Raw genomic sequence first — 26,723 nt, 5'->3', positions numbered from 1 at the left:
AGCAATGACCGACGCCACGCTGGAAGCCACCGTGCTCGACAAGGTCAAGAGCGGGCTCTTCATCGGCGGCGAGTGGGTCGATGCCGAGGGCGGCAAGACCCTCGCCGTCGCCGACCCGTCGACCGGCGAAACCATCAAGAAGATCGCTGACGCCTCCGTCGCCGACGGCATCCGCGCCCTCGACGCCGCGGTGGCCGCACAAGACGAGTGGGCCGCGACCGCTCCGCGTGAGCGCGGCGAGCTGCTGCGCCGCGCCTTCGATCTGCTGCAGGAACGCAAGGAGGAGTTCGCGCTCCTCATGACGCTCGAGATGGGCAAGCCGCTCGCCGAGGCCCGCGGGGAGGTCGCCTACGGCGGCGAGTTCCTGCGCTGGTTCAGCGAAGAGGCCGTGCGCATCTCGGGCCGCTACGGGCTGAACCCCGAGGGCACCGGCCACATGATCGTCTCGCAGCGGCCCGTCGGCCCGTCGTTCTTCATCACGCCGTGGAACTTCCCGCTCGCGATGGCGACGCGCAAGATCGCCCCGGCGTTGGCGGCCGGATGCACCGTGGTGATCAAGCCCCCGGCCCTCACGCCGCTCACGACCCTCGCATTCGTGCAACTGCTCGAAGAAGCGGGCCTACCGGCCGGAGTCGTCAACGTCATCGCCACGTCGACGTCGTCGAAGGTCTCGGGCCCGATCATCGCCGACCCGCGCCTGCGCAAGCTGAGCTTCACGGGCTCGACCGAGGTCGGCCGCAGCCTGATGGCGCAGGCGGCCCAGGGCATCCTCCGCACCTCGATGGAGCTCGGCGGCAACGCCCCGTTCGTCATCTTCGACGACGCCGACCTCGACAAGGCCGTCGACGGTGCGATGCTCGCGAAGTTCCGCAACATCGGGCAGGCGTGCACCGCGGCGAACCGCTTCATCGTGCACGAGTCGATCGCTGAGGAGTTCGGCAGCCGGGTCGCCGAGCGGGTGCGGGCGATGCGTGTCGGCCGCGGCACGGAAGACGGCATCGCGATCGGCCCGCTCATCGACGCGAAGGCGGTCGCTTCGACCGACGAGCTCGTGAGCGACGCGGTCGGCAAGGGCGCGAAGGTGCTCGTCGGCGGCAGCCCGATCGAAGGCGAGGGCACGTTCTACGCCCCGACCGTGCTCGGCTCCGTGCCGGCCGACGCTCGCCTGCTGCGTGAAGAGATCTTCGGCCCGGTGCTCGGCATCACGACGTTCTCGACCGAAGACGAGGCCGTGCGCCTCGCGAACGACACCGAGTTCGGTCTCGTCTCCTACGTGTTCACGCAAGACCTCGCGCGCGGTCACCGCATGATCGACCGCCTCGCGACCGGCATGATGGGCCTGAACACGGGCCTCGTCTCGAACGCCGCAGCTCCCTTCGGCGGCATCAAGCAATCGGGCATCGGCCGTGAGGGCGGGCTCGAGGGCATCCACGAGTACCTCGACACGAAGTACACGCTCATCCCGGTGAGCTGACGAGTCCTGCGGGTTGAGGAGGGAGCGAAGCGACCGTCTCGAAACCCCGCATTGCTCAACCGGGTCTCGAGACGGCCATGGCGGGCCTCCTCGACCAGCGAACTCGAACGAAGGAACACACACCATGGAACGCATCGATTGCGACGTCGTCATCGTCGGCGCCGGGGCATCCGGACTCACCGCCGCCAACCGGCTGAAGGACGCCGGCAAGTCCGTCGTCGTGCTCGAGGCCCGCGACCGTATCGGCGGCCGCCTCTGGACCGACGACATCGACGGCGCGATGCTCGAGATCGGCGGACAGTGGGTCTCGCCCGACCAGGACGCGCTCATCGAGACGCTGGGCGAACTCGGGCTCGAGACGTACTCGCGCTACCGCGAGGGCGAGAACGTCTACATCGGGCCCGACGGCGTGCTGAAGAGGTTCGAGGGCGACATCTTCCCGGTGCCGGCGAAGACCGAGAACGAGATCGTCGGCCTCATCGAGAAGCTCGACGCCGTCGTGGCCGAGATCGACCCCGACCGGCCGTGGGCGCACCCGCGCGCAAAGGAGTTCGACGAGATCTCGTTCGCGCACTGGCTCGAGACCCAGACCGACGACCTCGAGGCGCGCCTGAACGTCGCCATGTTCATCGCCGGTGCCATGCTCACGAAGCCCGCGCACGCGTTCTCGGCGCTGCAGGCGCTGCTCATGGCGGCATCCGCGGGCTCGTTCTCGAACCTCGTCGACGCCGACTTCATCCTCGACAAGCGGGTCATCGGCGGCCTGCAGCAGGTGCCGCTGCTTCTCGCCGATCGTCTCGGCAACGCGGTGCGCCTCGGCCAGCCCGTGCGCACGGTGCGCTGGAGCCCGGATGCACCGACGTCGGGCGTCGTCGCGGTGACGGACTCGCTCGAGGTGCACGCGAAGCACCTCGTGCTCGCGCTGCCGCCGATCCTGATCAGCCGCATCTCGTACGAGCCGCCGCTGCCGCGTCGCCAGCAGCAGCTGCACCAGCACCTCTCGATGGGCTTCGTCATCAAGGTGCACGCCGTCTACGAGACGCCGTTCTGGCGTGATGCCGGACTCAGCGGCACCGCGTTCAGCCCGTACGAGCTGTGCCACGAGGCCTACGACAACACGAACCACGATGACCCGCGCGGCACGCTCGTCGGCTTCGTGTCCGACGAGGAGGCCGACGGTGTCTTCTCGCTCACGGCAGCGGAGCGCAAGGCCAAGATCCTCGAGTCGATGTCGCACTACTACGGCCCCGAGACGCTGAACCCGGTCGTCTACTACGAGAGCGACTGGGGCTCCGAGGAGTGGACGCGCGGCGCCTACGCCGCGAGCTTCGACATGGGCGGGCTCGCTCGCTACGGCGCCGACCTCCGCACGCCGGTCGGGCCGATCCACTTCTCGTGCTCCGACATGGCAGGCAAGGGCTACCAGCACGTCGACGGTGCCATCCGCGTCGGCCGCGAAGTCGCCGCCGAGATTCTCAGGAGCGAGTGATGCCCACCCGCATCGTCGTCGGCTACATCGCCAACGACAGCGGCGCCGACGCGCTCGCGCTCGCGACCCGCATCGCGCGAGCGAGCGAGGCCGTGCTCGAGGTCGTCATCGTGCTGCCGAGCGAGGCGCGCACGAGCATCGTGCCGACGGATGCCGGATACGAACGGTTCCTCAGAGAACGTTCGCGCACGTGGCTGGCCGAGGCATCCGCGGCGCTCGGCGACGACGTTGCCCAGTCGCTGCACATCCGCTACGCGGAGTCGTTCGCCGAGGGGCTCATCGCGGCCGCGCACGAGTTCGAGGCGATGCTCATCGTCGTCGGCGCTGCGCGCGGCGGCATCCTCGGGCGTTCGCGCATCGGCTCGGTCGCGAACGAACTCCTGCACTCCTCCGACGTGCCGGTCGCGCTTGCCCCAGCTGGTTCGCGCGAGGTGTCGCCCGGACAGGGCGTCACCCGCATCACCGCCGCGGTCGGCACGCGACCCGGCGCTGAGGGGCTGCTCGAGGCATCCGTTCGCCTTGCACGCCAGACACACGCACCGCTGCGCCTGCTCTCGCTCGTCTCGATCGACCTGCCGGCCGGCATGGACGAGGAACTCGCCGACCTGACGAGCACCGTGCACGCGGAAGAGGTGCTGCTCGCCGCTCGGCTCGCGCTGCCGGCGAGCGTGGAGGCCACCGTCGTCACCGCCAAGGGCGCCACGATCGAGGCTGCCGTGCAATCGCTCGACTGGCACGCGGGCGAGCTCGTGCTCGTCGGCTCCAACCGGCTCGCGACGTCGAGCCGCCTGTTCCTCGGCTCGACGGCGGCGAAGATGCTGCGCGAGCTGCCGGTGCCGATGATCGTGGTGCCGCGCACCGCGACGCCCGGCGCACGCTGACCCACTGAAGACGCCCGGCGCACGCTTTCCACTGGAAGAGACCGCAATGACGCATCCCGCAGAACCGACCGCGCCGCTCACTGAGGCGTCTCGCGCCATCGACGGCTCCGAACACGGCATCTCGAAGAAGGGTCTCTCGGCCGGATCGGTCGGCCTCATCGGCGCGATCGTCATCGGCATCTCGTGCATCGCGCCCGCGTACACGCTGACGGCTGCGCTCGGCCCGACGGTGTCGGAGGTCGGGGTGCAGGTGCCGGCGATCATCCTCGTCGGCTTCATCCCGATGCTGCTCGTCGCCTTCGGCTACCGCGAGCTGAACCGCCGTATGCCCGACTCGGGTACCTCGTTCACGTGGGCGACCCGTGCGTTCGGGCCATGGGTCGGCTGGCTCGCCGGGTGGGGGCTCGTCGCCGCGACGATCCTCGTGCTGTCGAACCTCGCCGGTATCGCGGTCGACTTCCTGTTCCTGTTGATCTCGCAGATCTCGGGCAATCCCGACATTGCGGGCATCGCCGCGAACCCGCTCGTCAACGTCGTCGTGTGCCTGCTGTTCATGCTCGGTGCGACCTGGATCTCGTACCGCGACATGCAGACGACGCAGAAGCTGCAGTACTGGCTCGTCGGCTTCCAGGTGCTCGTGCTCCTGATCTTCTCCGTCGCGGCGCTCGTCGAGGTCGCGAACGGCGACGCGTTCGATGGGACTGCGATCGACTGGTCGTGGTTCAACCCCTTCGCCGTCGAGTCGTTCTCGGCGTTCGCGGCAGGCCTCTCGCTCTCGATCTTCATCTTCTGGGGCTGGGACGTCACGCTCACGATGAACGAGGAGACCCGCGGGTCGGAGAAGACGCCCGGCCGCGCGGCGACCATCACCGTCGTCACGATCGTGGTGCTCTACCTGCTCATCGCGGTCTCGCTCATCGCCTTCGCGGGCGTCGGCACCGGCGAGTTCGGTCTCGGCAACCCCGACATCCAAGACAACGTGTTCTTCCACCTGGCCGGCCCCATCCTCGGGCCGCTCGCGGTGCTCGTCTCGCTCGCCGTGCTCACGAGCTCGGCGTCTTCGCTCCAGTCGACCTTCGTCTCGCCGGCCCGCACGCTGCTCGCGATGGGGCATTACGGCGCACTGCCAGAGAAGTTCGCGGCGGTCAGCCCGCGCTTCTTCACGCCCGGATACGCGACGATCGTCTCGGCGATCGTGGCATCGGCCTTCTACGCGGTCATGCGCTTCGTGAGCGAGAACGTGCTGTGGGACACGATCACCGCCCTCGGCATGATGATCTGCTTCTACTACGGCATCACGGCGTTCGCATGCGTGTGGTTCTTCCGCTCGGTGTGGTTCCGCTCGGTGCGCAACGTCTTCTTCACGCTGTTGTTCCCGCTCGTCGGCGGCGTGATCCTCGGCGTGCTGTTCTTCACGACCCTGATCGACAGCATGGACCCCGATTACGGATCGGGTTCGTCGGTCGCAGGGCTCGGTCTCGTCTTCGTGCTCGGCATGGTGGTGCTGCTCTCGGGCGTCGTCATCATGCTCTGGCAGTGGCGCAAGCGCCCGGCGTTCTTCCGCGGCGAGACGCTCTCACGCGCGGTCGCGGAGGACTGAGCGTTCAAGCGCTGGGCTCGTCGTGCGCTCGGGAGGAGGTCGAGTTCGAAGCGCTCACGTCCTCCCTGTCGAACCTCTCTGCCTACCTCGAGCCCCGACCGCGGGACGGAATCGCCGTCACCCCTCATGCACGATCGACTCGGCGAGCGGCCTCGAACTCCTGCTCGACGCACTGCGCATGCGGCTTGGGCGCCCTGCCCGGCGGCGGCAAACGCTTGACCGTTCGAGGGCGCGGGTTCTCGGTGTACCGGGTGTCGCCGTTCGGTCTCGCCGCTTCAATCTCAGCCTGCGACGCTTCAATCTCAGTCGCTGAATCCGTATGCCAGTTCCGCCTCATCGATGAGGCGGAACTGGCATACGTCATTTCGGATCTCTCGTGCTGTGTGCGTGGGGCGTTCGACGTCCCGCTGGTCCAGGGGCGAGCGAATCGAGCGTGTCGAGGCCTCGGGGTCGGGCGGGCGGCACGGGTTTCGACAGGCTCAACCCGCAGGTGGGGGAGTCGCCCCCGCGGAGGCTGCTCAACCCGCAGGTGGGGAGTCGCCCCCGCGGAGGCTGCTCAACCCGCAGGCGGGAGTCGCCCCCGCGGAGGCTGCTCAACCCGCAGGTGGGGAGTCGCCCCCGCGGAGGCTGCTCAACCCGCAGGTGGGGAGTCACCCCCGCAGAGACTGCTCAACCCGCAGGACGGGATTCGCCCCCCGCATAGACTGACTGGGTGCCAGTGAACCCCGAGCTGCAGGGGCGGGTCCTCCCGCCAACCGAGCCCTACCTCGTCGGTCGTGAGAAGGTGCGCGAGTTCGCCCGTGCCGTCTTCGCGACGAACCCGATCAACCTCGACCCCGAAGCGGCGCGTGCTGCCGGGTACGCCGATGTCGTCGCGCCGCCGACGTTCCCGATCGTCGTGCAGGAGCGCACGCTGGCCCAGCTGCTGGCCGAACCCGACGCGGGCATCGACTTCACGCGGGTCGTGCACGGCGACCAGCGCTTCAGCTACACCCGCCCGGTGGTCGCGGGCGACCTGCTCACCGCGACCCTCACCGTCTCGAGCGTGAAGACGCTCGGCGCCCACTCGATCGTCGTTGCCGAATCGGTCATCGTCGATGCCGATGGCGCCCACGTGGTCACCGCCCTGTCGCAGCTCGTCGTGCGAGGAGAAGACTGATGCCCACTCCCGTCTTCGCGTCCCTCGCCGTCGGCGATGTCGTCGCCGAGCAGTCGTTCCCGCTCACGCGTGACTCGCTCGTTCGCTACGCCGGAGCCTCTGGCGACTTCAACCCCATTCACTACCGCGACGACATCGCCGCCGAGGTCGGTCTGCCCGGCGTGCTCGCACACGGCATGCTCACCATGGGCTTCGCCGTGCAGCCCGTCGTCGACTGGGCCGGCGACCCCGGTCGCATCGCCGACTACCAGGTGCGCTTCACCCGCCCCGTCGTCGTCGACCCCGAGACCGGTGCGACCGTCGCGGTCACCGCGAAGGTCGGCCTGCTCGACGAGACAACAGCCGTCGCCCGCATCGACCTCACCGTCAAGCTCGGCGACGACACGGTGCTCGGCAAGGCGCAAGTGCGCGTCGATCTCGATACGCGCTCCGCGCTACTCGATCCCAGCGCCTGACATGAGCGGCGACATCCGCTTCTCGGAGCTCACGACCCTGCAGGTCGGCGGGCCGATCGACCGACTCGTCACGGCGACGACGCAGCGCGACCTCGTCGACCTCGCGAGCGAGGCATGGGCGACGGATGCCCCGTGGCTCGCGCTCGGCGGCGGCTCGAACCTGCTCGTCGGCGACGAAGGCTTCGACGGCACGGTGATCCGGGTCGCGACGCGCGGCATCGAGGTGCTGCCTCCGCATGAGTCGAGCCTCGGATCGAGGATCGACGATCGAGCGTCTCGAGACCGCGAGCACTCAGCTCGACTGCGCGTGCAGGCGGGCGAGTCGTGGGACGACCTCGTGGCGTGGACCGTCGAGCACGGCTACTCGGGCGTCGAGGCTCTTTCGGGCATTCCCGGCTCGGTCGGTGCGGCGCCCGTGCAGAACATCGGCGCCTACGGGCAGGAGCTCGAGTCGACGCTCGTCGCGATCGAGTTCCTCGACGAGGGGGCCGACGCCCCGCGTCGCATGACCGCCGCCGAGCTCGAACTCGGCTACCGCACCTCGGTGCTGAAGCAGGGCTTGCGCGGCATCGTCGTCACAGTCGAGCTCGAACTGCACGACACCGCAGCCGAGCGGGCCGTGCTCGGAGCGGCCCTCGGTCGGCCGATCGCCTACGGGCAGCTCGCCGACGCGCTGCACGTGCAGCAGGGTGACCGGGTGCCCATCGCCAAGGTTCGCGAGAGCGTGCTCGCGCTGCGTGCTTCGAAGGGCATGGTGCTCGACCCCGCCGACCCCGACTCGGTGAGCGCCGGCTCGTTCTTCACGAACCCGATCGTCTCCGAGCACGTCGCCCGGTCGTTGCCCGCCGGTGCTCCGCGGTGGTACGTCGAACCCGAGGCGGCTGACGTGGTGACCCCGCTCGGCTCGCTCGCGTCCGAGTCGCCGCTCGACGCGTTCCTCGCGCACCAGGCCGAGCTCGAGACATCCGTCACCGTCACAGATGCCCCGGCCGACGAACCGCTCGTGAAGCTCTCGGCCGCGTGGTTGATCGAGCAGTCCGGCGTCCGCCGCGGGTTCGCCCTGCCCGGCTCGCGGGCGGCGATATCGTCGAAGCACACCCTCGCGCTCACGAACCGCGGCGGCGCGACCGCCGACGAGATCACGGCGCTCGCACGGTTCGTTCAGAGCCGAGTGCAAGCCGAGTTCGGCATCCTGCTGCGGCCCGAGCCGGTACTCGTCGGCGTCGAGCTGTAGCAGCCTCCGACGTTCCGACGGCGAAGCGACGCGGATCGACCTCCACCGGACAGGCAGAGGTCGATTCGCGTCAGCGTGTGGATGTCGCGGGGCGACGGGTCAGCTGCGGCGCTGGCGCTCGCCGCGGCGGATGAGGCCGACGATGCCGAACAGCGCCACGATGATGCCCACCGCGACGACCGCGTAGAGGGCGGCGGCGAGCGGACTCAGTGTCGTGAGCCAGTCGCCGACCGCATCGCGGCGCACGGGTTCGACGATGACCCAGAGGGTCGTCGCGGCCATCGCGCCGAAGAGCAACGCCCAGACGAGGGCCCCCCATCGCACCGTCGGGCGGGCCACGGCAGCGCTCGCGTGGGAGTCACCGCTCGCGGGCGGCGTGGCCGCCGGCGGGGAGAGTGCGGGGTCGCCCCAGTCTGCGAGGATCGCGGTGACGGCGGCATCCGCGTCATTCGGAGTGGGTGCAGGCGCCTGCTCGCCGGAGTTCGGGGTGCTCGTGGTCATGGTCATGCTCCTTCGCGGATCTCGATGTACACCATGCCGGACCCCTGCTCGAGCACGAGCTTCGCGTCGGCGGGGGTATCGCCCGGGCGATACTCGCTGACCCCCGTCTCGCCGCCGAGCATCAGGGCACCGCGGTCGAGCCCTCCGAGCTGCGGGGTCGTGCTCCCCGAGCCATCGGCAGGGTAGACGAAGAGCTGAATCGGGCCGGCCTCGCTCGCATCGAGCAGGATCTGTGAGTCCGCCTCGATCGTGATCCACGTGTTGCCGGCGCCTTGCCGGAGCTCGATGACGGGTGCATAGGCGCCGAAGAGGGAGGGTGTCGCATAGAAGAACGCGTCGCCGAACGGCTGCACGAGTTGCTGCGAGTGGTCGAGCGAGATGCCGTACCCGGGCGGCACGAGTGATCCCTGCGGAATGATCGAGGCGACGAGCACGGCGATGGACATCGAGACCGTGGCGAGGGTCGTGGTGAAGGCGAGAGCTCCGCTGCGTCGTCTCCGGAGCGCTGCGACGACCATTCCGGCCGCGAGGAGGAGCGTCGCGACCGAGAACGCGATCGGGATCGCGTACCCGTCCACGCTCGGCGTGCCGAGCGACCAGATCGCGGCGATCGATCCGGCGACGACGGCGAGGCCGAGGAACGTGAACACGAACGCGGCGCTCGCGCGAGGCCGGCAGGCGCGTCGCGCCGCTCGCGCCTCATCGGCCTGTGCCGTGAGCAGGCGGGCCTTCTCCTTGTTCTCCGCGGCAGCGAGGGCTCGTGCGGCGCGTTCGGCGTCGTCGTGGCCCGCCTTCCACTCGGCGTGCGAGACGCGCCACGCCTCGTGCTGCGCGCGCCACTCGGCGATCGCGGCCGCATCGGCGCCCTCGGCGGGAACGGCGGGTTCGACGTTCGGCACGGTTGCGGCGGTACCGAATGCGGCGGAGGCAGGCGGAGGGGTCAGCCCGTCGACGGGGTCGGTGCCAATCTCAGGGTAGGCGGTGCTGGTCGGTGACGCGGAGGAACTGGCGGTTCCCGGCCCGGTCGCCGCCGAGGCATCCGTCGCGAACGCCGTCGTCGAGTGGTACCCCGGAGCGGCGGCGGTCGCCGCGGAAGCCATTCGCGGCCCACCGCCGTCCGGGGAGTTCTGGGAGGCTCGCCGTGCGAGCCAGATGACGAGCGTGACGATCGCGCCGACGACGATGAGCACCCACAGCACGCGAAGTGGCCAGGCGATGTCGATGCCGGCGACCGAGCCCCACGAGTACGGCGTCCAGTCGGGCCACCAGCGCCAGCCGAGCCATCCGCCCTGAACGAGCGGGATGAGCCCGATGACGCCCATGACGGCGATTCCGACGATCGCCGGGTCGACGACGCCCCGGGTCAGTCGCTCGAAGTGGATCTCGCCGTCGGTATCGGGCAGCAGCAGCCAGGCGATCGCGTACAGCAGCACGAACGGCGCACCGAGCACCGCGACGACCACGACGATGCCGCGCACGATGATCGGGTCGATGCCGAGGCGAGCGGCGACGCCCGCGCAGACCCCGCCGAGCCACCCCGCACGGCGCGGCACGCCGAGTCGGCGCAGCCACGGGTAGAAGCCGGTGCCGGTGCCCGGCGCGGGTGTCGCCGCGCCGGGTGCACCGGAGGATGGAGCCGAACCGACCGCCCCTTCGGCCGAGGGGCCGGGCGCCGCGGAGTCCCCCTTCGCGTCGTCCGGCACTGGTTCCGCCTCTGGGGCAGTCGAGTTCGTCTCCATGCTTCGATGCTGGCAGCGATGACGGATGCTCCGCCATGGGGTGAATCCCTGATTCGACCCTGAGCGTGCGGCCGGGGCCGGGGGGATCCTGGCCGGGTCTGCTTGGATTGCAGGCATGGAGTCGAGCGCGGAACAGGTGACGGATGCCGCTTCGTTCCCTGAGCCTGTCGGAGGGAGCGACCGCGCGCAGGCGCCCCCTTCGGCAGGCTCAGGGGACCCGACCGGCACAGGGGGCCAACCTCGCCTGACGCGGCCCCGCGCATGCATGGCCACCGGCGTCGCCGCGGGGCTCGCAACTCATCTCGGCTGGCCGGTCTGGGTCGTTCGCACCGCGTTCGTCGTGACGAGTCTCGCCGGTGGTGCCGGACTCCTGCTCTACGTGTGGCTCTGGGTGTTCACCCCGTGGGCGCCGGGCGATGAGCGTCCGACCCGACGCGCGCCCGTCGCCTGGCTACTCGTCGTCGCCTCGACCGTGTCGCTCCTCATCGCTTGGGTCATGAGCTGGCGCGTCGCCCAGGCGGGCGGCAACGGCCTCGAGTGGTGGCTCGGCGCGGTGCTCGCCGGGGTCGGCCTCGCTGCGGCATCCGGGGCGTGGGCGACCTTCATCGATCGACCCGACCCCGATCGCGGCCCTCGCAACGAACTCGCGATCCGCATCGTCGCTACGGCTCTGCTCGCGATCACCGCCCTCGCCCTCGTCTTCGGCCCGAATGCGGCCTGGTACCCGGTGCCGACTTTCGCGGCAGCGCTCGCCGCGGTGCTCGGCGTCGGGCTCGTCTATGCGCCGACGCTCGTGACCGCGTGGCGCGACCTCACTGCCGAGCGTACGAAGCGCATCCGCGAGGAGCAGCGCAGCGAGATCGCGGCGCACCTGCACGACTCGGTGCTGCAGACGCTCGCCCTCATCCAGAACCGGGCCGGGGCGACGAGCGAGGTCGCCCGCATCGCGCGTGCGCAGGAGCGGGAGTTGCGCGACTGGCTTTTCGAGGGCGACACTCCGGCCGACAGCGATCTCGGCACCGACCTGCGAGACTTCGCGGCAGCGCTCGAGATCGACTACGCGGTGACCGTCGATGTCGTCGTCGTGGGGGAGTCGCGCGAGAGCGCGAGCGGCGAAGTCGCGGCAGCCGCGCGTGAAGCGATGCTGAATGCCGCGCGGCACGCGGGCGGGGAGGTGTCGGTGTACGTCGAGTCGACCCCCGAGACGGTAGAGGTGTTCGTGCGCGATCGCGGGCCCGGATTCGCGATCGCCGAGGTGCCGGGTGACCGGCTCGGTGTGCGCGAGTCGATCATCGGCCGCATGCGACGTTCGGGTGGCTCCGGCGAAGTGCGCACGGGCGTCGGTGGTGTCGGCACCGAAGTGCGCCTGCGGTTCCCGGCCGAGCGGACGGAGACGGTTCGTGGCTGAACGCGTGCGGGTCGTCGTCGTCGACGACCATTCGATCTTCCGGTCGGGCCTGAAGGCCGACCTCGACGATTCCATCGAGGTCGTCGGCGAGGCGCACGATGTGGAGTCCGCCGTGACGGCCGTGACGGATGCCGCGCCCGACGTCGTCCTCCTCGACGTGCACTTGCCCGGCGTGGCCGTGCCGGCGGGCACGAGCGGCGGTGCCGAAGTGATCCGGCGGGCCGCGGCATCCCTGCCCTCGACGCGATTTCTCGCGCTGTCGGTCTCGGACAAGGCCGAAGACGTCGTCGGCGTCATCCGTGCCGGGGCCAGGGGCTACATCACGAAGGGCTCGTCGGGGGCAGACGTCAGTCGCGCCGTGCACGCCGTGGCCGGTGGCGACGCCGTGTTCTCACCGAAGCTCGCGGGTTTCGTGCTCGATGCCTTCGGAGCTGCCGTCGGCGAGACGGCCTCGGCGAGCGATGAGCTCGACCGGCTCTCGGCTCGCGAGCAGGAGGTCATGCGGCTGATCGCCCGCGGCTACGCCTACAAAGAGGTCGCGGCCGAGCTCTTCATCTCGACGAAGACGGTCGAGACGCACGTCTCAGCGGTGCTGCGCAAGCTCCAGCTCTCGAGCCGGCACGAGCTCACGGCGTGGGCGAACGCGCGGCGCCTGCTCTAACCCGCCCCGCGCCCCGCGCCCCCGCCCCGCGCGCGGGGATTCGTGCGACGGTTTGCGGGCTGGAGGATGCGTGCCAACCGACCGTGAACGCGGAAACCGTCGCAGGAGCGGGGAGCGGGGAGCGGGGAGCGCGGAGCGGGGAGCGGGGAGCGGGGAGCGCGGAGCGGGGAGCGGGAGCGGGGCGCGGGGAGCGGGGAGCGGGAGCGGGGAGCGGGAGCGGGGAGCGGGAGCGGGGAGCGGGGCTCAGCCGCGCTCGAGCAGCACGTCGCGCACCTCGCGGCGCAGCACCTTGCCGATGAGCGAGCGCGGCAGCTCATCGAAGAGCTCGATGCGGCGCGGCACCTTGTAGGGAGTGAGGCTCGTGCGGCAGAAGTCGCGCAGCGCCGACTCCTCGAAGACAGCGCCCTCGCGCAACTCGACACCGGCGGCAACGGATTCCCCGCCCGAGGCGCGTGGCAGACCCACGACCGCTGCACCACGCACGTCGGGGTGGGCGAGCAGTGCGGCCTCGACCTCCGACGGCGAGACGTTGAACCCGCCCGTGATGATGAGCTCTTTCACACGGTCGACGATCGTGACGAAGCCGTCGTCGGAGACGCGCACGATGTCGCCGGTGCGCAGCCACCCGCCCGGCAGCAGGGTCTCGGCCGTCTCCGACGGTCGGCGCCAATACCCCTGGAAGACCTGCGGGCCGCGCACGAGCAGTTCGCCGGCCTCGCCCGCGGGCCGGTCGACGTCGGGGTCGTCGGGGTCGATCACGCGGATCTCGGTGCTCGGAAACGGCACGCCGACCGTGCCGGGCCGCCGGGTCGGACCCATCGGGTTGCCGAGCGAGATCGGCGAGGACTCGGTCATGCCGTAGCCCTCGACGAGCAGTCCGCCGGTGGCGCTCTCCCAGCGATCGACGGTCGCGATGGGCAGGCTCATCGCCCCCGAGATCGCGTAGCGGATGCTCCTGAGCGCGCGCGGTTGGCGCACAGCGGCACGCGCGAGCTGGTCGTAGATCGGCGGCACCGCTGGCAGGAACGTCGGCGGCGAGTGGCGTGCGGCATCGAGCACGAGGCCTGAGTCGAATTTCGGGAACAGCACGAGCCTGGCGCCGATGCTCATCGCGACCGTCAGGCAGAGGGTCATGCCGTAGGCATGGAAGAGCGGCAGCACGCCGTAGAAGACCTCGTCGCCCTCCAACAGTCCAGGCACCCATGAACGACCCTGCATCGCATTGGCGCGCAGGTTGCGGTGGCTGAGCACTGCGCCCTTCGGGCTGCCGGTGGTGCCGCTCGTGTACTGCAGCACCGCCGTGTCGTCGAGCGAGGGCCGCGGATGCCGCTTGGCCAGTGCCCGCCGGGAGGTGAGACGCTCCCAGGGCACGAGTCCACGTGCGCGCGGCTTCGAGGTGAGCGCGGCACGGGAGCGTCGCGCCTTCGGCAGCGGCAGGCGCAGTGCCATCCGCTTGCCCAGCGGGAGCGACCGCGTGAGGTCGACGGCCACGGTGTGCTCCGGCCGGATATCGCTGGGGAACTCCGCGACCGTGTCGGCGATGCTGTCCCAGACGATCGCGACGCGGGCGCCGTGGTCCTCGAACTGGTGCCGCAGCTCGGGCGGCGTGTAGAGCGGGTTGTGCTCCACCACGATCGCGCCGAGCCGCAGCACCGCGTAGAACGCGACGACGTGCTGCGGGCAGTTCGGCAGTACGAGTGCGACTCGGTCGCCCTGACCGACGCCGAGCCGGCGCAGCCCCTCGGCGGCCGAAGCGATCTGCGCCCCGAGCTCGCGGTAGCTGGTCTCGGCCCCGAAGAACTCGAGCGCCGTGCGTCGTCGGAACCGGCCGACGGCGTCATCGATCATGTCGACGAGGGTCTGGCTCGGCTCGTCGATCGTGGGCGGCACGCCCTCGGCGTAGTGGTCGAGCCACGGCCGATGTTCGTACGAGTTCATGCTTCTCCCTCGAGGCCACCGCGCACTCGTCGACTACGGGAGCAGCCCGCCGTTGCTACGGCGCGTGCGGATGCCACCTCCAGCGTAGGCGGCATCCGCTGTGCCCGACCCGAGTCAGCCGGCGCTGCCGCCTCAGATGATGCCGAGCTCCATCGCGCGCGTCACAGCGCGAGTGCGATCGTTCACTTCGAGCTTCTCGAACACGTGCAGGAGGTGCGTCTTCACGGTTGCCTCACCGATGAAGAGTGCGCGGGCGATCTCGGGATTCGAGCGCCCGTCGGACACGAGGCGCAGCACGTCGAGCTCTCGCGGCGACAGCGACGGCAGGTCGACGGATGCCGCATCCGCACGCACTCGCGACACGAGCTTCGCCGCGATCGACGGGGCGAGCACCGTCTCCCCGGCGGCGACCGCACGGATGCCCGCGACGATCTCCGCGTGCGGCGCCGCCTTCAGCAGATACCCGCTTGCGCCGGCCTCGATCGCGGCGAGGATGTGGTCGTCGGTCTCATAGGTCGTGAGCACGAGCACGCGGGCGCCCGGCACCTCCGCGACGATGCGCGCGGTGGCCGCTGCGCCGTCGAGCTGAGGCATCCGCAGGTCCATGAGCACGAGGTCTGGGCGCTCGGATGTCGCGACCGCAACCGCTTCCGCGCCGTCGGCGGCCTCGCCGACGACCTCGAGACCCGGTTCGGATTCGAGCAGGCCCACGATGCCCGCGCGCACGATCGGGTGGTCGTCGGCGACGACGATGCGGATCGCGGGGGTCATGGGGTCTCCTTTGTGGTGGGTCTCGATACGCGTCCCCCTCGGTCGGGCACTACTCGACCAGCGGGAGGGGCGTCGGGCGCGCTTCGACCGGTGGGAGTGTTCGTTGGTCGAGTAGCGAGCGAAGCGAGAGTATCGAGAGCGGGAGGGGCGTCGGGCGTGCGGGGAATTCCGACGCGCAGCACGGTGCCGCCGGCCTCGCCCGGCTCGATCGAGAACGACCCGCCGACGAGGGCGGTGCGGTCGCGGATGCCGACCAGGCCGAATCCCGATTCCCCGGGCGCTGAGGTGCCGGGCCCCACGCCGTCGTCGGCGACGGTGAGCACGACGTCGCCGTCGCCTGCCTCGACGGTCACCGAGGCGCGCGACGCTCGGGAGTGCTTGCGGATGTTCGCGAGTCCTTCCTGCGCCGAGCGCAACAGCACGACCTCGGTGTCGCGGGCGAGCTCAGTGCCGTCCGTCGTCACGGTGACCCGCACTCCCGTTTCACGTTCGAAGCCCGCGCCGAGCCGCCGCAGTGCATCGGCGAGCCCCGCCGTCGAATCCACCGGTGCCATGGAGGCGACGAGCCCGCGCGCCTCGGTGAGCGCATCGCGCGCCATCTGTTCGATGAGTTCGACATCGGCCCGAGCGGATGCCGCTGCCTCGCCCTCGAGCGGAGCGAGCCGGTTGCCCGTGCGCTGGGCGACCATCACGAGCCCCGTGAGGCTCTGCGCGATCGTGTCGTGGATCTCTCTCGCCAGCCGCCCCCGCTCGTCGACGACACCGGCATCCCGGTGCATCGCGGCGAGCTGGCCCTGCGTCGACTGCAGTTCGTCGAGCAGCCGGCCGCGTTCTTCGCCGTATTCGGCGATGCGGGTGATCCACAGACCGAGCGCGATGCTGAAGCCCACCGAGAACACCGCGGTCGGCACTCCGCTGAAGATGTCGTCGGGCCCGTCGAGCAGGGCGTACCCGATGGCGAGGGAGAGGGCGACCATCACGTTCGAGCCGACGGCCCAGCGCGTATTCGGCGCGGTGAACCACAGGAACGGGTAGATGAACGTCTGCATGATGGCGAACGCCGATTCGAAGGTGGATCCGAAGCCGATGATCATCGCGAACACGACCGTGATCACGATGAAGTGGCCTCTCGAGCCAACCTGCCCCGGCGGCGGGATGAACCAGCGCGCGTACGCGGCGTAGAACACGAGGAACGCCCCGAGGACGATCCACGTGCCCCACTCCGCCGGCCCGTATGGAGGATCTCGAAGCGTGATCAGCAGGGTCACCGCCGTGACGCCGACCGCCGCGAGATCCCACCACTTGAGTCTGTGCATGCTGCTACCTTCGCATGCGGCCTACGCGTCGCGCCGGATCCATCGGAAGGTCAACCGGCTCACGACGAGTCCGACGACGAGCCAGACGACGAGCCAGAACGCCACCCAGCCGAGTTCGAATGACCCGTGCTGTTCGAGCACTGCGAAGTCTTCGGGGAGGAACGCCGCCCGCATGCCCTGCGCCATCCACTTGAGGGGGAAGGCGCTGGCGACGTTCTGCATCCACTCGGGCAGTTGGGCGAAGGGCAGGTAGACGCCCGAGATGAATTGCAGCACCAGCACGATGGGAATGACGACCGCGGTCGCGCTCTTGCCGGATCTCGGCACCGCCGAGAGGGCGATGCCCAGCAGGGCGGATGTCGCGACTCCGAGCACGAACACCCACGCGAACGTCAGCCAGGCTTCGGTGCTCGTCGGCAACGCGATGCCGAAGATCGTCACGGCAGCGAGGAGCAGCAGTGCGGCCTGCAAGACGCCGGTGAAGAAGACCTGCCCGATCTTGCCGAGGAAGTACGACACGGGTGACAGCGGCGTGCCGCCGAGTCGCTTGAGCGTGCCGTCGCCCTTCTCGGTCGCGATGTCCACGGCGAGGTTCTGCATGCCCGAAAGCAGCATGCCGGCCGCGAGCATGCCCGGCAGGTAATATGCGCCGACCGAGATCGACGCGCCGCCCGGGGTCGCCTGCATCTCGCCACCCGAGCTGAAGGCGGCCGTGAAGATGCCCAGCATGATGAGCGGGAACAGGAAGGTGAAGAACACCGCGTCGGGGGAGCGGAAGTAGCCCTTCGTCTCGTACCCGATGCGCGTGGTGCCGATGGTCATGATGCCCGTGCTCATGCGAGCACCTCCTCTTCGTCGCGGACGACCGCGCCGGCGGCCCGCACCAACTGCAGATAGATGTCTTCGAGGCTCGGCCTGATGACCTCGAGCCCCACTGGCTCGCGACCGAGTTCGGCGGAGATGGACGCAATGAGCTCCGCAGGCCGATCGGTGCGCACCTCGCGTGGGGTGCCGTCGGCCGCGTGCCACCGCACGATCGGAACGCGCGCCTCTGCGCCGCCGAGTGTCGCGACGGGTCCCACGTCGACCAGCCGGCCTTCGAGGATGATGCCCGCCCGGTCGCCGAGCTGCGCGGCCTCGTCGAGGTAGTGGGTGGTGAGCAGGATGGTCGTGCCGTCGGCCTTCAGCCGGCGGATGAGCGCCCAGAAGTCACGGCGTGCCTCGGGGTCGAACCCGGTCGTCGGCTCGTCGAGGAAGAGCAGCTCCGGTCGCCCGATGATGCCGAGTGCGACGTCGACGCGGCGGCGCTGCCCGCCCGAGAGCTTCGAGATCCGTGTTCGGGCCTTCTGCTCGAGACCGACGGCGGCGATCACCTCGTCGATATCGCGGGGATTCGGGTAGAGCTTCGCGAAATGCGTGAGCTGCTCGCGCACGGTGTAGAGGCCCGCCTCGTTCGCCGACTGCAGCACGATTCCGAGCCGAGCTTTCCAGTCGAGGCCGCCGCGCGCGGGGTCGATCCCGAGCACGCTCACCTCGCCGGCGGTGCGCAGCCGATACCCCTCGAGGATCTCGACAGTCGTCGACTTGCCCGCCCCGTTCGGGCCGAGCAGGGCAAAGGTCTCGCCGTGTGCAATATCGAGATCGAGCCCGTCAACGGCGGCGACCTTGCCGTAGTCCTTTCGGAGCCCGCGAATCCGCACCGCGGCGTCCGTACGTGTGATGTCCATGCTGCAAGCGTGCCGTTCGCCCGCACTGCCCGGCAGCCCCCGGCCGGTCGATTCGCGCATCCACCGGTCGGTGGATATGTCAGTTGGAGACCCGCCACCGTCTGTTCAGCATGCTGCTACTTTCGCATGCGGTTCAGGAGTCACGCCGAATCCAGCGGAAGGTGAGCCGGCTGACGACGAGCCCCACCACCAGCCAGGCGATGAGGGCGACCGCGACCCACTCGACGTCCCACGAGCCGTTCTGCTCGAGCGCGGCGAAGTCCTCCGGCAGGAACACGTACCGCATGCCCTGTGCCATCCACTTGAGCGGGAATACGCTCGCGAGGTTCTGCATCCATTCGGGCAGCATGTAGAACTGCAGGTAGACGCCCGAGATGAACTGCAGCACGAGCATGATCGGGATGACGACGGCGCTCGCGCTCTTGCCCGACCGCGGAAGCGCCGAGAGGGCGATGCCGAGCAGCGCCGACGTGATGATGCCGAGTACGAACACCCAGGCGAAGGTGAACCACTTCTCGGGCTCGGCCGGCAGCTCGATGCCGAGTACAAGCGCGCCGAACGCGAGCAGTAGGGCCGCTTGCGCGGTGCCGGTTACGAACACCTGGCCGATCTTGCCGAGGAAGTAGCTCGTGGGGGCGAGCGGCGTGCCGCCGAGGCGCTTGAGTGTGCCGTCGCTCTTCTCCACGGCGATGTCGACGGCGAGGTTCTGCACGCCGGAGAGCAGCATGCCGGCCGCGAGCATCGCGGGCAGGTAGTACTCGGCGACGGTGATCGTCTCGCCACTTGGATCGCCGATCTCGCCCGCCGAGGCGAACGCGGCCGAGAAGATCGCGAGCATGACGAGTGGGAAGAGGAACGTGAAGAACAGCGTGTCGGGCGAGCGGAAGTAGCCCTTCACCTCGTACCCGATGCGCGCCGTGCCGATCCGCAGCGGGCCGGGTCGGGCGACTCGCTTCGCGCCGGCGGTCGAGGGGGTGCTCGTCTCGCTCATGCGAGCGCCTCCTCGTCGTTGCGAGTCTCGGCCCCGGCCGAGTGCACCAGTTGCAGGTAGATGTCCTCGAGGCTCGGGCGGATGACCTCGAGCCCCTCCGGCTCGCCGCTGAGGCCTGCAGCGACGGCGCCGTCCTGAGTTTGTCGAAGGGATGCCACGAGCGCCGCCGGTTGCTCGGTGCGTACCTCTCGAGGGGTGCCATCGGGGTCGCGCCACCGCACGATGGGCACGCGGGCCTCGGGCCCGCCGAGCTCATCGACGCGTCCGACGTCGACGAGCCGCCCGCCGAGGATGATGCCGGCGCGGTCGCCGAGCTGGGCGGCCTCGTCGAGGTAGTGGGTCGTGAGGAGGATCGTGGTGCCCTCCGACTTCAGAGTGCGGATGAGTTTCCAGAACTCGCGCCTGGCCTCTGGATCGAAGCCCGTGGTCGGCTCGTCGAGGAAGAGCAGTTCGGGCCGTCCGACGATGCCGAGCGCGACATCGACGCGGCGGCGCTGCCCGCCCGAGAGCTTCGAGACCCGGGTGCCGGCCTTGGCCTCGAGGCCGACGGCGGCGATCACCTCGTCGACGTCGCGCGGCGACGGGTAGAACCTCGCGAAATGCGCAAGCTGCTCTCGCACGGTGTAGACACCGCTCTCGGTCGCCGACTGCAGCACGATGCCGAGACGCGCCTTCCAGTCGAGGCCGCCGTGGGCGGGGTCGATGCCGAGCACGCTCACCTCGCCCGCGGTGCGCAGGCGGTACCCCTCGAGGATCTCGACGGCGGTCGACTTGCCGGCTCCGTTCGGTCCGAGCAGGGCGAACGTCTCGCCGTAGGCGATGTCGAGATCGATGCCGTCGACGGCGGCGACCCCGCCGTACACCTTGCGAAGCCCGCGGATCCGTATCGCGGCATCTGCGCGGTCGGAGTCGGTTGTGCCCGTCGCGGGCGCTGTGGTTTCCATGCTCCGAGACTGCCGGTTCAACGGATGTCGCGGAAGCCCCCGTTGCGGTCGATGCGGGCTTCCACCGATCGTTGGATGCCTCAGCCGCGGAGCGGCTGGGGCGGCTCGTCGAGTTCGGCGAGACGGCGCGACAGGAAGCGGCGCTCGGGCCCGGTCGGTGCGAGAGCGATCGCCTCGCGGTAGCGCGCCGCCGCTGCAGCTGGTCGGTCGCTTCGGCGCAGGAGGTCGGCTTGGGCGGCTGGGAGCAGGTGATAGCCGGCGAGCCGGCCGGATGCCTCGAGCTCGGCGAGTGCGTCGAGTGCGCCGGCGAGTTCGCCGGCGAGGCCGAGCGCGACCGCGTGATTGAGTTCCACGACCGGCGACGGCGAGACCGCACGGAGTCGGTCGTAGCACCCGACGATTGCCGCCCAATCCGTCTCGTCGGCGGTGCGTGCGCGGCTGTGCACCGCCTGGATCTCGGCCTGCAATCGGTATGCGCCGGATGCCCCGTGCGGCGGGCCGCCCGCCGGTGAGTCGAGGAGCGCGAGTCCCTCGTCGATCTCGGCCGCGTTCCACAATGAGCGGTCCTGCTCGGGGAGCGGCACGAGCTCGCCGCCGGCATCGACGCGGGCTGCCGAACGTGCGTGCTGCAGGAGGAGTAGGGCGAGCAGGCCGCGCGCCTCGCTCGAGTCAGGCAGCAGGCCGGCGACGAGCCGGGCGAGCCGGATCGCCTCCTCCTGCAGATCGAGGCGCAGCAGCCGGTCACCCGAGGAGGCGAGATAGCCCTCGTTGTGCACGAGCATGAGCACGGCGAGCACCCCGCCGAGCCGCTCGGACAGGTCTTCGGGCCCCGGCACCCGATAGGGGATGCCGGCGTTCTTGATCTTGCGTTTGGCGCGCACGAGTCGCTGCGCCATCGTCGCCTCGGGCACGAAGAACGCCCGGGCGATCTCGCCGGTCTCGAGCCCGCCGACCGTGCGGAGCGTGAGCGCCACACGGGCCTCGAGTGGCAGGGCAGGGTGCGCGCACGTGAAGACGAGCCGCAATCGGTCGTCCCACTCGGGCACGGCGGCCGCGATCTCGGCCGGATCGGTCGGCGCCTTGCCCCCTCTCATATCGTCCATCGCGATCCACTCCCTGACCTTGCCCGACTCGACCCCGCGCCGGCGCAGCACGTCGAGCGCCCGATTGCGCGCCACCGTCGTGAGCCAAGCACCGGGGTTGCGCGGGATGCCATCGACCGGCCACCGCCGTGCCGCCCGTTCGAACGCGTCGGCGGCCGCCTCCTCCGCCACGTCCCAGTCGCCGGTCGCCCTGATCAGCGTCGCGACGATGCGCGCCCACTCCTCGCGGTACACGCCCGCCACGGTCGCGGCGACGTCTGCGGCATCGGCTCGCACGGTGGCATCGGCTCGCCCTGCGGCATCCGCTCGCTTCGGGGCGTCCGTCGCCCGACCGTCGGTGTCGCTCATCGCCTTGCCGTGGTCGTCACGCACCCACCGCCGGCTCCGTGCGGCGATCGCGACCCTCGGCCTCTCGTGCTTGGCGCTCTTCGCGGATCTCCGGGTCTTCGGTGACGTCGAGCGGCCAGGTCGGGCGGAGTTCGATACGACCGAATCTCGCCATCGGATGCCGGCTCGCGATCTCGATCGCTTCGTCGAGGTCGCGGCAGTCGATGATGTCGAAGCCCGCGATCCACTCCTTCGATTCGGTGAAGGCGCCGTCGGTGACGATGAGCTCGCCTCCGCGCATCCGCACCGTCGTCGCGTCTTCGACCGGGCGCAGGCGCTCGCCGAACACGTGCACTCCTCGCGCCTCGACGTCTGCGGCCCACTCGCCGATGTTGTCTTCGGCCGGCACGAACGGCTCGGCCTCGGGGTCGGTCGCCACGAACATCACGTACTGCATCGGTTGCTCCTTCAGTGCTGGGGATTCAGAAATTCGACGGGGTGACGTCGGGTTTCCGTTTCCTTCCGATCGTCACGTTATGCCAGCACGACGAACGGTGGCAGGGGGAATCGACATCCGTACAGAATCTTGTTGCCGGAACAGTCCGATGCGGTACACCGCTCCACTGGGTGTCGATTCCCCCTGCCACCGTTCGTCGCATGGGCATACCGTGAACGCAGAAGGAGCGTGCGATGGAAATCATGATGTTCGTGGTCGCCGACCCAGGGGTCGACGCCGGTGAGGTCGACCAGGAGGCATCCGCAGAATGGGATCGCGCGATGGCCGAGCGCGGGGTGTTCAAGCGCGCGATGCGCCTGCGTCCCGTCGACGAGGCGGTGACCGTGCGGGTGCGAGGCGGCGAGGTACTCGTCACCGACGGCCCGTTCACCGAATCGAAGGAGTGGATCGCCGGCTACGACCTGCTCGAGGTCGCCGACCTCGATGAGGCGATCGAGATCGCGAAGGGCGACGAGCTGGCCCGCCATGGCGCCCTCGAGCTGCGGCCGGTCTGGCCGATCGGGTCGGGGGAGTGACGCGATGGAGTTCATGATGTTCGTCGCGACCGACCCCGACGCCGAACCGTACCGGCCAGAGGAGGACAACATCGGCGAGTGGGTCGAGGAGATGACGGAGCGAGGCGTCGCGGTCGCGGGCGACCGGTTGCGGCCACCCGAGTTCGCGAAGACAGTGAGGGTTCGCGGCGAGGACGCCATCGTCACCGACGGCCCGTTCACCGAATCGAAGGAGTGGATCGCCGGGTTCGACGTCATCGAGGTGCGCGACCTCGACGAGGCCATCGAGGTCGCGTCGAAGCATCCGATGGCCCGATTCGGGCGGATCGAGCTGCGTCGGGCCTGGCCGCTCGGCTCAGCGGAGCCCGAGTCGGTGTCGCAGGCGCGACCTGAGGCCGGATAGCGCGCTGGCCGCCCGATCGCTCAGTGCGGCAGCACGAGCAGCACGCCGAGCACGACCATGACGACCGCGATGACCGCGTCGAGCACACGCCAGGCCCGGGGGCTGCCGAGCACGCCTCCGAGCAGTCGTGCGCCGTAGGCGAGTCCGAAGAACCAGAGGATGCTCGCGACACCCGCACCCGCGGCGAAGGCCCACCGGCCCTCGCCGTGCGTGTTCGCGACCGAGCCGAGCAGGAACACCGTGTCGAGGTAGACGTGCGGGTTCAGCCAGGTCAGGGCGAGGCACGTGAGCACCGCGGCCGCGAAACCCCGGCGGAGCGACGCAGGAGCGTCTTCCTGCTGGTCGAGGAGCGACGCAGGAGCGTCTCGAGACCCGGCGCCCGCGGGCATCGATCGGGGGGTCTCGAGCCGGCGCTCCGCGCCTCCTCGACCCGCGGGAACGAAGAGCTCCTCTTCGGCGACGAGCGCCTCGCCGCCTGGATGGATGGCGCGTCGCGCAGCGAGGAGCCCGTATCCGACGAGGAAGGCCGCGCCTGCCCACCGGATCACGTCGACGAGCCACGGCACGGCCGTGAGCACAGCGCCGATGCCCGAGACGCCCACGATGATCAGCACGAAGTCGCTCAGGGCGCAGATCGCCGCGACCGCGAAGACGTGCTCGCGCCGGATGCCCTGCCGCAATACGAAGACGTTCTGCGCGCCGATCGCGACGATGAGCGAGAGGCCGAGGCCGAGGCCGGCGAGCGCGGGAGACAGGAGCACGAGATCGAAGGTACGGTGTCGTCGGTGTTCAATCCAGCTCATGATTCTTCACGGCCATTAGCATGGCTTCAGATGGACATGCCACTCGACCTGGCTCGCACGCTCGCCGTCGTCATCGACGAGGGCACCTTCGACGCGGCGGCCCGGCGTCTGCGCATCACGCCGTCAGCCGTGTCGCAGCGCATCAAGATTCTCGAACAGCGGCTCGGTCGCGTGCTCGTCGTGCGCTCCAAGCCGGCGCGAGCCACCTCGGCGGGCGCGCCGATCGTGCGCCTCGCGCGACAGCTCGCCCTGCTCGAACACGACGCGCTCGCCGAGTTCGGCCTCGACGAGGCATCCGCTCGCCCGATCTCGGTGCCGCTCGCAGTGAATGCCGATTCGCTCGGCACCTGGTTCCTCCCCGCCCTCGCGCGCGTCGCCGAGCGGCATCCGGTCGTCTTCGACCTGCACCGCGACGACCAGGAGTTCACCGCGGGCCTGCTCGAATCGGGCACGGTCATGGGCGCGGTCACCTCGCAGGCGACCCCGGTCGCCGGATGCCTTGTGCGCACCCTCGGGGTCATGCGGTACGAGGCCGTGGCGACCAGGGCATTCGTGGCGAGGTGGTCGCTCGCGGGCCTGTCGCCTGCGGCACTCGCCGCAGCTCCGCTCGTGGATTTCGATCGCCGCGACGACCTGCAGCGTGACTTCGTGCAGACGCAGGGCGTCGACCCCGACTCGCCGCCGCGTCACTACGTTCCGGCATCGAACGACTTCGCCATCGCGGTCAAGCTCGGACTGGGGTGGGGGATGCTGCCGGGGTTCCAGTCCTCAGCCGAACTCGAGCGCGGCGAACTCGTGCGCCTCGGCGGCGCGCCGATCGACGTACCGTTGCACTGGCAGCAGTGGAACCTGCGGTCGCCGCTGCTCGATGCGATCGCCGACGAGCTCGGGCGGGAGGCGCGGCACGGACTCATGCCCGCGTAGCGCGTCGGAAGCCGTGCGGCAACGCATGCCGCTCCCGGCCTTCACCGCGTTCACTGGAAGCGAGGCGCCGCAGACTCCCATCGCTCTGGAAGGAGTTCGACGCTGGGTGTCGACGACCCCATTGCGGAGCGAACTACTCGGGGTCCTCGATCTTGAAGCCGACCTTCAGCGTGACCTGGAAGTGGGCGGGCGCACCGTCCTCGATCTCGCCGCGCACCGAGACGACTTCGAACCAGTCCATGTTGCGGATGGTGGCGGCCGCACGGGCGATGCCGTTGCTGATCGCGGTGTCGATGCCGTCGGGCGAGGTGCCGACGATCTCGGTGACGCGATAGGTGTGATTGCTCATCGTGATCTCCTCCGCGGGGGCGCCGTTGCACCCGCTGGTGCCGACGTTACTCCGTGGTCGCGTGCTCGGAAATCGTGCGATTGAGACCGAGAGTGCGATTGCCGCCCTCGGTTGGGTACGAGTGCACTCTTGATCGCGCCGTCGCGCCTTGCGATCCGGGCGAGCGTGCAGTCGCGGCCCGTGAACCGGGCGCGGACTGCACTCCCGGACTCAGGTCCGCGCGGGTGGGTGCAACGGCGCGCGACTTGCTGATGCGTCAGCCGAAGAGGCGCTGCAGGCGCTGCACGCCCTCGAGCAGGGGGGCGTCGCCGAGCGCGTAGCTGAAGCGCAGGTAGCCCGACGGGCCGAACGCCTCGCCCGGCACCGCGGCGACCTCGGCCTGGTCGAGAATCAGGTCGGCGAGCTCGAGCGACGTGGTCGGCGTGACGCCGCCCCACTCACGACCGAGCAGCCCCGACACGTCTGGGTAGACGTAGAACGCGCCCTGCGGCACGGGCACTGCGAGCCCGTCGATCTTCGAGAGCTCGGCGACGATCGTGCGCCGGCGACGGTCGAACGCCTGCCGCATCTCTTCAACCGCGTCTTGAGGGCCGTTGAGGGCGGCGATCGCGGCGCGCTGGGAGATGTTCGACACGTTCGACGAGAGGTGCGACTGCAAGTTCGCGGCGCCCTTGATGATGTCTGCGGGGCCGACCATCCAGCCGAGTCGCCAGCCCGTCATCGCATACGTCTTCGCAACGCCATTGACGAGGATCGTCTGGTTCGCGAGCTCGGGCACCGCCTCGACGATCGACACGGCGCGGGGCGGCCTCTCACTGTCGCCTACGCTGAGCTCCGTCGAAGCGTCGGCGTACGTGAGGTTCTGGTAGATCTCGTCGGAGACGACCCAGATACCGTGCTCGAGCGCCCACTCGCCGATCTCTCGCACCTGCTCGGGCGGGTAGACCGCGCCGGTCGGGTTCGACGGCGAGACGAACAGCAGCACTTTCGTGCGGTCGGTGCGTGCGGCTTCGAGCTGGTCGACCTGGACGAGGTATCCCTGGTCGGCGCCGGCGAAGACGTCGACCTGCACGCCGCCGGCGAGCTTGATCGCCTCGGGGTAGGTGGTCCAGTACGGCGTCGGCACGAGCACTTCGTCGCCCGGGTCGAGCAGGGCCTGGAACGACTGGTAGACCGCTTGCTTGCCGCCGTTCGTGACGACGACCTGCCCGGGTGAAACTTCGAGGCCCGAGTCGCGCAGCGTCTTCGCGGCGATCGCCTCACGCAGCTCGGGCAAGCCGGCCGCCGGCGTGTAGCGGTAGTTCTTCGGGTCGTGCGTGGCCGCGAGCGCCGCCTCGACGATGTACTCGGGCGTCGCGAAGTCGGGCTCGCCGGCAGCGTACGAGATGACCGGGCGACCCTCGGCCTGCAGGGCCTTCGCCTTCGCATCGACCTTGAGGGTGGCGGACTCGGCGATGGCGGCGATGCGGGCGGACAAGCGCGGGAATTCGGTCACGATCACCAGCCTACGGCGCA

General features: G+C 69.9%; 26 protein-coding genes. 12 read left to right on the top strand and 14 right to left on the bottom strand.

Going from position 1 to position 26,723, the window contains the following annotated elements:
* The first annotated feature begins 4 nt into the window (after nucleotides 1-4).
* From AC1C2U_RS07370 to AC1C2U_RS07340, 7 genes are all read left to right on the top strand, one after another.
* A complete protein-coding gene (locus AC1C2U_RS07370; protein ID WP_495361094.1) occupies nucleotides 5-1,474 on the top strand; it encodes an NAD-dependent succinate-semialdehyde dehydrogenase in 1,470 nt (489 codons plus the stop codon).
* 124 nt (nucleotides 1,475-1,598) lie between these two features.
* Entirely contained in the window at nucleotides 1,599-2,963 is a 1,365-nt protein-coding gene (locus tag AC1C2U_RS07365) for a flavin monoamine oxidase family protein (RefSeq protein ID WP_495361093.1), read from the top strand.
* Complete coding sequence (locus AC1C2U_RS07360; RefSeq protein ID WP_495361092.1) at nucleotides 2,963-3,844, top strand: universal stress protein; 882 nt, start codon at nucleotides 2,963-2,965, stop codon at nucleotides 3,842-3,844. The genes AC1C2U_RS07365 and AC1C2U_RS07360 overlap by 1 nt, the downstream gene beginning before the upstream one ends.
* Nucleotides 3,845-3,890: 46 nt before the next feature.
* Nucleotides 3,891-5,444: an APC family permease gene (locus AC1C2U_RS07355; RefSeq protein ID WP_495361091.1), complete on the top strand. Its 1,554-nt coding sequence runs from the start codon at nucleotides 3,891-3,893 to the stop codon at nucleotides 5,442-5,444.
* Between the two features lie 712 nt (nucleotides 5,445-6,156).
* Nucleotides 6,157-6,603 (top strand): FAS1-like dehydratase domain-containing protein, encoded by a 447-nt coding sequence (locus AC1C2U_RS07350; RefSeq protein WP_495361090.1) that lies wholly within the window; start codon nucleotides 6,157-6,159, stop codon nucleotides 6,601-6,603.
* Entirely contained in the window at nucleotides 6,603-7,058 is a 456-nt protein-coding gene (locus AC1C2U_RS07345; protein ID WP_495361089.1) for a MaoC family dehydratase, read from the top strand. The genes AC1C2U_RS07350 and AC1C2U_RS07345 overlap by 1 nt, the downstream gene beginning before the upstream one ends.
* A gap of 1 nt (nucleotide 7,059) precedes the next feature.
* Nucleotides 7,060-8,292 carry a UDP-N-acetylmuramate dehydrogenase gene (locus AC1C2U_RS07340; protein WP_495361088.1) on the top strand — a complete coding sequence of 411 codons (1,233 nt, stop codon included), beginning with the start codon at nucleotides 7,060-7,062 and terminating at the stop codon, nucleotides 8,290-8,292.
* Between the two features lie 99 nt (nucleotides 8,293-8,391).
* Here AC1C2U_RS07340 and AC1C2U_RS07335 read toward each other — a convergent pair whose 3' ends face one another.
* Together AC1C2U_RS07335 and AC1C2U_RS07330 are read right to left on the bottom strand one after the other, a co-directional pair.
* On the bottom strand, nucleotides 8,392-8,793 hold the full coding sequence (locus tag AC1C2U_RS07335) for a hypothetical protein (RefSeq protein ID WP_495361087.1): 402 nt from the start codon (nucleotides 8,791-8,793) through the stop codon (nucleotides 8,392-8,394).
* Nucleotides 8,794-8,795: 2 nt separating this feature from the next.
* Complete coding sequence (locus AC1C2U_RS07330) at nucleotides 8,796-10,532, bottom strand: PspC domain-containing protein (protein WP_495361086.1); 1,737 nt, start codon at nucleotides 10,530-10,532, stop codon at nucleotides 8,796-8,798.
* A gap of 136 nt (nucleotides 10,533-10,668) precedes the next feature.
* Here AC1C2U_RS07330 and AC1C2U_RS07325 point away from each other — a divergent pair, with 136 nt between their 5' ends.
* A complete protein-coding gene (locus tag AC1C2U_RS07325; protein ID WP_495361958.1) occupies nucleotides 10,669-11,940 on the top strand; it encodes an ATP-binding protein in 1,272 nt (423 codons plus the stop codon).
* The gene (locus tag AC1C2U_RS07320; protein ID WP_495361085.1) at nucleotides 11,933-12,601 is read left to right on the top strand and encodes a LuxR C-terminal-related transcriptional regulator; all 669 of its coding nucleotides are present in this window, start codon (nucleotides 11,933-11,935) and stop codon (nucleotides 12,599-12,601) included. Before AC1C2U_RS07325 ends, AC1C2U_RS07320 begins: the two co-directional genes overlap by 8 nt.
* A 243-nt stretch (nucleotides 12,602-12,844) precedes the next feature.
* Here AC1C2U_RS07320 and AC1C2U_RS07315 read toward each other — a convergent pair whose 3' ends face one another.
* The 9 genes from AC1C2U_RS07315 to AC1C2U_RS07275 form a co-directional block, all read right to left on the bottom strand.
* Nucleotides 12,845-14,539, bottom strand: coding sequence for a long-chain-fatty-acid--CoA ligase (locus AC1C2U_RS07315; RefSeq protein ID WP_495361084.1), 1,695 nt, complete (start codon nucleotides 14,537-14,539; stop codon nucleotides 12,845-12,847).
* 132 nt (nucleotides 14,540-14,671) lie between these two features.
* Nucleotides 14,672-15,310, bottom strand: a complete 639-nt coding sequence (locus tag AC1C2U_RS07310; protein WP_495361083.1) for a response regulator — start codon at nucleotides 15,308-15,310, stop codon at nucleotides 14,672-14,674.
* The gene (locus AC1C2U_RS07305) at nucleotides 15,307-16,626 is read right to left on the bottom strand and encodes a sensor histidine kinase (protein WP_495361082.1); all 1,320 of its coding nucleotides are present in this window, start codon (nucleotides 16,624-16,626) and stop codon (nucleotides 15,307-15,309) included. Before AC1C2U_RS07305 ends, AC1C2U_RS07310 begins: the two co-directional genes overlap by 4 nt.
* A gap of 21 nt (nucleotides 16,627-16,647) precedes the next feature.
* Nucleotides 16,648-17,463, bottom strand: coding sequence for an ABC transporter permease (locus AC1C2U_RS07300; RefSeq protein WP_495361081.1), 816 nt, complete (start codon nucleotides 17,461-17,463; stop codon nucleotides 16,648-16,650).
* Nucleotides 17,460-18,353, bottom strand: a complete 894-nt coding sequence (locus tag AC1C2U_RS07295; RefSeq protein ID WP_495361080.1) for an ABC transporter ATP-binding protein — start codon at nucleotides 18,351-18,353, stop codon at nucleotides 17,460-17,462. The genes AC1C2U_RS07300 and AC1C2U_RS07295 overlap by 4 nt, the downstream gene beginning before the upstream one ends.
* Nucleotides 18,354-18,486: 133 nt before the next feature.
* Nucleotides 18,487-19,344 carry an ABC transporter permease gene (locus tag AC1C2U_RS07290; protein WP_495361079.1) on the bottom strand — a complete coding sequence of 286 codons (858 nt, stop codon included), beginning with the start codon at nucleotides 19,342-19,344 and terminating at the stop codon, nucleotides 18,487-18,489.
* On the bottom strand, nucleotides 19,341-20,288 hold the full coding sequence (locus AC1C2U_RS07285; RefSeq protein WP_495361078.1) for an ABC transporter ATP-binding protein: 948 nt from the start codon (nucleotides 20,286-20,288) through the stop codon (nucleotides 19,341-19,343). Before AC1C2U_RS07285 ends, AC1C2U_RS07290 begins: the two co-directional genes overlap by 4 nt.
* A gap of 80 nt (nucleotides 20,289-20,368) precedes the next feature.
* Entirely contained in the window at nucleotides 20,369-21,763 is a 1,395-nt protein-coding gene (locus AC1C2U_RS07280; protein ID WP_495361077.1) for an RNA polymerase sigma factor, read from the bottom strand.
* A complete protein-coding gene (locus tag AC1C2U_RS07275; protein ID WP_495361076.1) occupies nucleotides 21,756-22,175 on the bottom strand; it encodes a YciI family protein in 420 nt (139 codons plus the stop codon). The genes AC1C2U_RS07280 and AC1C2U_RS07275 overlap by 8 nt, the downstream gene beginning before the upstream one ends.
* Before the next feature lie 233 nt (nucleotides 22,176-22,408).
* Here AC1C2U_RS07275 and AC1C2U_RS07270 point away from each other — a divergent pair, with 233 nt between their 5' ends.
* Together AC1C2U_RS07270 and AC1C2U_RS07265 are read left to right on the top strand one after the other, a co-directional pair.
* Nucleotides 22,409-22,750, top strand: a complete 342-nt coding sequence (locus tag AC1C2U_RS07270; RefSeq protein ID WP_495361074.1) for a YciI family protein — start codon at nucleotides 22,409-22,411, stop codon at nucleotides 22,748-22,750.
* A gap of 4 nt (nucleotides 22,751-22,754) precedes the next feature.
* Nucleotides 22,755-23,132, top strand: coding sequence for a YciI family protein (locus tag AC1C2U_RS07265; protein ID WP_495361073.1), 378 nt, complete (start codon nucleotides 22,755-22,757; stop codon nucleotides 23,130-23,132).
* 20 nt (nucleotides 23,133-23,152) lie between these two features.
* On the opposite strand, the gene AC1C2U_RS07260 is transcribed toward AC1C2U_RS07265, so the two are convergent.
* Nucleotides 23,153-23,935 (bottom strand): LysE/ArgO family amino acid transporter, encoded by a 783-nt coding sequence (locus AC1C2U_RS07260; RefSeq protein WP_495361071.1) that lies wholly within the window; start codon nucleotides 23,933-23,935, stop codon nucleotides 23,153-23,155.
* A 30-nt stretch (nucleotides 23,936-23,965) separates the two neighbouring features.
* On the opposite strand from AC1C2U_RS07260, the gene AC1C2U_RS07255 reads away from it, so the two are divergent.
* On the top strand, nucleotides 23,966-24,859 hold the full coding sequence (locus tag AC1C2U_RS07255; protein ID WP_495361070.1) for a LysR family transcriptional regulator ArgP: 894 nt from the start codon (nucleotides 23,966-23,968) through the stop codon (nucleotides 24,857-24,859).
* Nucleotides 24,860-24,992: 133 nt separating this feature from the next.
* Here AC1C2U_RS07255 and AC1C2U_RS07250 read toward each other — a convergent pair whose 3' ends face one another.
* A complete protein-coding gene (locus tag AC1C2U_RS07250) occupies nucleotides 24,993-25,208 on the bottom strand; it encodes a dodecin (protein WP_495361068.1) in 216 nt (71 codons plus the stop codon).
* 256 nt (nucleotides 25,209-25,464) lie between these two features.
* The gene (locus AC1C2U_RS07245) at nucleotides 25,465-26,703 is read right to left on the bottom strand and encodes a pyridoxal phosphate-dependent aminotransferase (RefSeq protein WP_495361067.1); all 1,239 of its coding nucleotides are present in this window, start codon (nucleotides 26,701-26,703) and stop codon (nucleotides 25,465-25,467) included.
* Nucleotides 26,704-26,723 lie beyond the last annotated feature (20 nt).

This window comes from Agromyces sp. Y575 (assembly GCF_059445445.1).
Note: the sequence above shows the minus strand (reverse complement) of the source record. Positions and strands in the feature narration are given on the sequence as shown.